The 6,000-nt window shown below is 43.8% G+C and carries 5 protein-coding genes; all 5 read left to right on the forward strand.

What is annotated here, in order from left to right; all coding sequences use genetic code 11:
• Positions 1–231 precede the first annotated feature (231 nt).
• From KKI13_01765 to KKI13_01785, 5 genes are read left to right on the forward strand one after another with little or no spacing between them, the layout of a single operon-like run.
• On the forward strand, positions 232–897 hold the full coding sequence (locus KKI13_01765; protein MBU4487777.1) for a mechanosensitive ion channel: 666 nt from the start codon (positions 232–234) through the stop codon (positions 895–897).
• Complete coding sequence (locus KKI13_01770) at positions 872–1,540, forward strand: beta-phosphoglucomutase family hydrolase (protein MBU4487778.1); 669 nt, start codon at positions 872–874, stop codon at positions 1,538–1,540. The genes KKI13_01765 and KKI13_01770 overlap by 26 nt, the downstream gene beginning before the upstream one ends.
• On the forward strand, positions 1,537–3,864 hold the full coding sequence (locus KKI13_01775; GenBank protein ID MBU4487779.1) for a glycoside hydrolase family 65 protein: 2,328 nt from the start codon (positions 1,537–1,539) through the stop codon (positions 3,862–3,864). Before KKI13_01770 ends, KKI13_01775 begins: the two co-directional genes overlap by 4 nt.
• 9 nt (positions 3,865–3,873) lie before the next feature.
• Positions 3,874–5,073 carry a glycosyltransferase family 4 protein gene (locus KKI13_01780; GenBank protein MBU4487780.1) on the forward strand — a complete coding sequence of 400 codons (1,200 nt, stop codon included), beginning with the start codon at positions 3,874–3,876 and terminating at the stop codon, positions 5,071–5,073.
• 7 nt (positions 5,074–5,080) lie between these two features.
• Entirely contained in the window at positions 5,081–5,737 is a 657-nt protein-coding gene (locus tag KKI13_01785) for a DUF2490 domain-containing protein (protein MBU4487781.1), read from the forward strand.
• Positions 5,738–6,000 lie beyond the last annotated feature (263 nt).

Below are 6,000 nucleotides of genomic sequence, written 5' to 3' on the forward strand. Positions count from 1 at the left end.
AATACTTCGACTCTCTTGGGCTTATATCACTACTGGATGAGTTGCGAAGGATTCAATTAACTACACGAACCGCCGTATACGGAACCGTACGTACGGTGGTGTGAGAGGACGGCAAGGGAAAACCTTGCCTCCTACTCGATAACGAGGTATAATTGGAAAGAAGGAAGTCCCTCGGCTTCGCTCGGGACGATTTGCAAACGTGTGAAAGTTAGAACAAATCGGAGGCGCAAATTGGACACTCGCATAAAAAACAGTATTTCAGGCAATCTTGTCATCCAGCTTTTAAAGAGGAGCCTGTTGCCGATATTTATAATCGTTATAGTGGGCACTTTGTATTTTTTCCATTTATTCAAGTTTAAGGCCGCTCTCAGTGTCGATGCAAACAGGCTTATTTCAAAGGCTCTCCTAATATTTTCCGTCTTAGTTATAACTTTGTGGGTTCAGAGGATATCGTCGGCGTTTTTTGCCTGGTATTCCGCGCACATCGCTCCAAAGACCAAAAGCAATCTGGACGATGAATTCATGCCTTTGCTAAGAAAGCTCAGCAATATCTGCATATGGATAATAGGCCTGCTTGTTATATTGACTAATCTTAACATCAATATCGGAGCGCTTATAGCGACATTGGGCGTGGGCTCTTTAGCGATTGCGCTGGCGGCGCAAGATACTATCGCGAATGTCATTGCGGGATTTCTTATCATGCTTGATCGGCCTTTTCGCATAAATGACGAGATTAAACTGCCCTCCGGGGAAAAGGCAAAAGTCCTGGACATAGGAATCAGAAGATCCAGGTTCCTGAGCCTCGAAGATAACGCTATAATCATAGTACCCAATTTAGACCTGAGCAAATCAAAAATAATTAATTTTACTTATGGTAAAGAGAGACGTGAAGTTTAAAGGCGTAATATCGGACTTAGACGGTGTTTTGGTAAACACCGTGCCTACGCATTTTAAGGCGTGGAAGAGGATGTTTTCCGAACACGGCCGGAAGTTCACGTTCAAGGACTATAAGGAGAAAGTGGACGGCATCCCGCGCATGGACGGGGCAAGGGCGGTATTGTATAACCTTTCTCCCGATGAGCTTTTAAAGGCCGCAGATAGGAAGCAAAAATATTATCTGGATTATATAGATAAAGAAGGTGTCACAGTATATAAGACAAGCGTAGCGCTCTTAAAAGACCTGAAAGCGCATGGCATAAAAATAGCGGTGATCTCTGCCAGCAAAAATTGCGGCTTTATATTGAAAAAGACCGGCATAAATAAAATTATAAACACAAAAGTGGATGGAAATGATATAAAAAAGGGCAAGCCCGACCCCGAGGTATTTTTAAAGGCGCTCGGAAAACTGAAGTTGAAAAAGTACGAATGCGCCGTCTTTGAGGATGCGTATCTGGGCGTAGAGGCGGCAAAAAGGGCGGGTATTTTTACTGTGGGTATCGACCGTTATAATAACCCCAAAAGATTAAAAAGGGCCGACGTAATAGTGAGGGACCTGCGGGAGATGAAATACGGAAAACTGAAGGAGTGTTTGGAAGGATGAAGAAGCTTTATTCCGATTATATAAATGATGAATTTTGGCTGATAAAAGAAGACGGCTGGGAGAAGTCATTACAGAAGATAAGAGAATCCCAGCTCTCGCTCGGAAACGGCTATTTGGGCGCAAGAAGCGTTCTGGAAGAACTGCCTTACGACTCGACTCCGGGGACATATGTTGCGGGCATTTACGATAAGATGGGTTCCCAGGTCGCCGAACTGGTCAACCTGCCTAATCCTATCAATTTCAAATTCAGCATAGAGGGTGAAAAATTTGATTTGGTAGCCATGGATTTCCTTGAGCATAAGAGAGCCCTCAACATGAAAAAGGCGCTTTTGACCAGGCATACCATATATAGGGACAGCAAAAAACGCTGCTACGATTACCAATCGCTGAGATTTGTATCGCTTCATGATAAAAATATCGGCGCTATGCAGGTAGCCTTTACGCCGCTAGACTCGAACTGCGAGCTGGAAGTAAATACCGGCATAGATACGTCTATTTATAATTCCGGAGGCATCAGCGAAGGCAGAAAGAGGCATTTCCGCATAAAAGAACTGGCGCAGTCCCGCGACGCCGGCTATATCAGGATAAATACCCTAGATAAAAAGCACGAAATTGTATATTGGGCGGGTTTTTACTACGAAATCGACGGTAAAAAGGTCTTTGCAAAAGACAATTTTTTTACCCTTAACCTGAAACAGAACCAGACAGTTATATTTACCAAGGTCTTTTGGATAAAGGATTTTCCGTACGAGGAGAATCGTAATGATTATAGAGAAAGCACTTATAAGATGTTCTGCAAGTCTTTTCGCAGAAGTTTTAGAGACCTGCTTGATGAACATGTAAAAGCATGGGAAAAGCTTTGGGATAAAGCCGATATCCTTATAGGAGGTACTGCGAACCTGCAGCAAAACCTGCGTTTCAATATCTACCATATGCTTATAGCGAGCCATTGCGACAACGGATTTTCAAGTATCGGCGCCAGAACCTTAAGCGGCGAGGGTTACCACGGCCATATCTTCTGGGATGCGGAGATATTCCTCATGCCTTTTTATCTTTTCAATTTTCCGAAGGTGGCAAGGAACATGCTTCTTTACAGGTATAGGAGAATAAACGAGGCGAGGAAACTGGCCAAAAAAGAGGGCTTCCGCGGCGCGAAATTCCCATGGGAATCGGCCGATACAGGCGAAGAAGAGACGCCGGAATGGGCGCGAGACATAGACAGGACGATTATAAGGATTCACACCCATCAGATGGAGCACCATATAACGAGCGATATCGCCTACGCGCTATATAAGTACTACGTCGTTACGAATGATGAAGATTTTATGGAAAAATACGGCTATGAGATGCTTTTTGAGACGGCGAGGTTTTGGGCATCGAGGGTGGAATATAACGAAAAGAAGAGAAAGTACGAGATCAATCGCATAATCGGCCCCGACGAGTTTCGCATATCGGTAAATAATAACGCCTATACCAATATGATGGCAAAGTGGAACCTTGTTACGGCCTACAACATGCATTGTAGGCTGAAGAAAAACCACTGCTTATATAAAGACCTTAAAGAGAAGCTGAATTTGAAAGAAAAAGAGGCGAAAGAGTGGAAGAAGATCGCCCCTAAGATAGCCATTAATGTCAATAAGAAAAAGGTTATTGAGGAATTTGACGGTTATTTTAAACTGCGAAAGGTCATTCCCGAATTTGCGGATGAAAACGGCATACCGATTTTGCCTCCCAAGTTAAAGGCGAAAGACCTGGGAAAGACCCAGCTGGTAAAACAGGCAGATGTCCTTATGCTTCTCTATCTTCTAGATGACGTATTCAGTTCAAAAACAAAAATCGCAAATTATGAGTTTTATATGCCAAGGACAGTACATAAGTCCTCGTTAAGCCCTTCCATACACGCCATTTTTGCCTCTTTTGCGCGGGATATGAACAAGGCGTACAATCTTTTTAATGTCAGTCTTCGTACCGATATAAGCAATCTTTTCGGAAATACCCACGAGGGTATTCACGCCGCCGCTTTAGGCGGGACTTGGCAGGCGGTCGTTTTCGGATTTGCGGGAGTAAGTATCCAAAAGGAAAAATTATTTATAAATCCGCGCGTACCGCAGACATGGAAAAAGACGATCTTTTCCCTGCATTGGAAGGGCAATACGGTGAATCTGGAGCTGGCGAACGACGTCATTAAGATAAAGATCGATTCCCGTAAGAATAAGGATGTAAAAATAGGCATCTTTAATAAAATTAACTCTCTCAGGACAAATAAAATATATGTCTTCAAAAGACGCATTCCCGAATATCAAAGAAGGACATATCATTATTAGAGAGGAGAGATGATGAAGGAAAAGAAATTAAGCATTGCCCAGTTTCACTGGGGATTTCCGCCTATAGTCGGAGGCGTAGAGTCGCATCTGGATACGATCCTGCCCGAAATGAAAAAATTCGGCCATGCCGTCAGCCTACTTACGGGCTCGGTAGAAGGCGTAAAAGGCCAATATAAGTATAAAGGAATAGACATCTACCGCACCCCTCTTATGGACCTGAACTGGCTTTACAAAAGAGGGCTTGAGGCCTTGGACGAAGAGCTCTACCAGAAGTTCTCCTCTTTTTTAAAAGAGTCAAACCCGGATGTTATCCATGCGCACAATATGCATTATTTTAGCAAGGTCCACGCCCACACCCTGGAGCGCCTGGCCAGGGAGAGAGGCATACCCCTAATCCTGAGCGCGCATAATACTTGGGACGATATCCTGTTTTTGGAACTGACCCATAAGATAGAATGGTCTCATATAATCGCCGTAAGCCATTTTATAAAAAAAGAAATCCTCGGCATAGGAGTCGACGATAGAGACATCACGGTCATTCATCACGGGGTGGACGAGAATGAATTTAATCCCAAAAAGAACACGGCAAAGGTTTTAAGCAAATATCCCCAGTTAAAAAATAGAAAAATCATATTCCATCCGGCAAGAATAGGCCTCGCCAAGGGCTGCGACGTAAGCATTAAGGCGCTGAACTTTGTGAGGGAGAATTTCCCGGATGTCATTTTAGTCCTGGCCGGCTCCAAAAATATCATAGATTGGGGCGAGACCCAGCAAAAGGATATTGCTTATCTGGTGAATCTCATAAAACATTTTAAACTGGAAAAGAATATCCTTATAGACGCTTATACATTGGAGGAGATGAAGGAACTCTACGCCTTAAGCAATGTCTGCATTTACCCCTCCTCAAGCCTTGAGCCTTTCGGATTGACCATGCTCGAATCCATGGCGTCGGCAAAACCGATAATCGTCACGAAGACCGGTGGGATGCCCGAGATAATAAAGAACGGCATAAACGGATTTGTCATCCCGGTAAAGGATTTTGAGGCGCTGTCGGAGAAGATAATACTTCTTTTGGCTGATAAACGCCTGACAAGACGGCTCGGCACAACCGGCAGGCAGATGGTGGAATCTCAATACACAAAAGAGAGAGTGACGCGCGATATTATCTCTGTCTATTGGAAGGCGATGGGTAATCATTACGCATATTGAACCATAGATGAAAAGAGCATTATTTCTAATTGCGCCATTAATTATATTCGTTACAACCCCGTCCCACGCCTATGAAGACGGTGATTTTCAGATTTGGCATACTGAAAACCAGGATATGAAACTCACCGATCACGCGAAGTTAACCGCGGAAGAGGAATTCCGATGGGGAGACGATGCGCGCGAACTGTTTTATCAGCATTACGACTTCGGCGCAGTATGCACCATAAATAAAAATTTGGATCTCGGAGTAAATTATAGGCTTATTTATGAAAAAAAGAGCGGAGAGTTTAAGCCCGAAAACGTCATACATGCTAATGTAACTCCCAAACTGGACCTCTGGGGGTTTAAGTTTGAAGACCGCAACAGATTCGCGTACAAGTACTTTGATTATCAGGACGACTACGCCCAATACCGCAACAAACTTGCGATAAAATATCCGTTCCCCCTTTTCAAATTAAAATTGGAGCCCTATGTAGCCAATGAAATGTTCGTTGATTTTAAGGATAAAGGCGGCTTTACGCAAAACAGGCTTTTTGGCGGGTTGGGAATAGAGATACTAAAGGGCATGAAGGCGGAATTGTATTATATGTTCCAATGTAAGAAAAGTTCTGGCAAGTGGAAAGATGCCAATATCTTCGGCAGTAAATTCAAGATAGCATTCTAAAAGAGGCCTATATGATGATCATCATTCCCTTTATCCCCTGGATTCTATTTTGGGTTATGCTGGCCGTGCACATGCCCGAAGCGGCTGCATTAACGTCCGGCGCGTTGGTGCTTATTCTTATAATCTCCGATATAAAAAGGGGAAGGCAGGTAAAAAGATTTCTTTCACTGGTATATGAGCATTATTCCGCGCATAAGCGAAACGGCCGGGTTTGAGCTGGGTTCCGGTATATTCATAAACGTAGCGCTTCCGGAGGAAGGCGC

Source organism: Candidatus Omnitrophota bacterium, from assembly GCA_018894435.1.
Classification (GTDB): Bacteria; Omnitrophota; Gorgyraeia; order JAHIPI01; family JAHIPI01; genus JAHIPI01.

Coding starts and splice junctions, on each gene's coding strand:
- KKI13_01770 (MBU4487778.1), top strand. CDS start 872: ATGGTAAAGAGAGACGTGAAGTTTAAAGGCGTAATATCGGACTTAGAC.
- KKI13_01775 (MBU4487779.1), top strand. CDS start 1,537: ATGAAGAAGCTTTATTCCGATTATATAAATGATGAATTTTGGCTGATA.
- KKI13_01780 (MBU4487780.1), top strand. CDS start 3,874: ATGATGAAGGAAAAGAAATTAAGCATTGCCCAGTTTCACTGGGGATTT.
- KKI13_01785 (MBU4487781.1), top strand. CDS start 5,081: ATGAAAAGAGCATTATTTCTAATTGCGCCATTAATTATATTCGTTACA.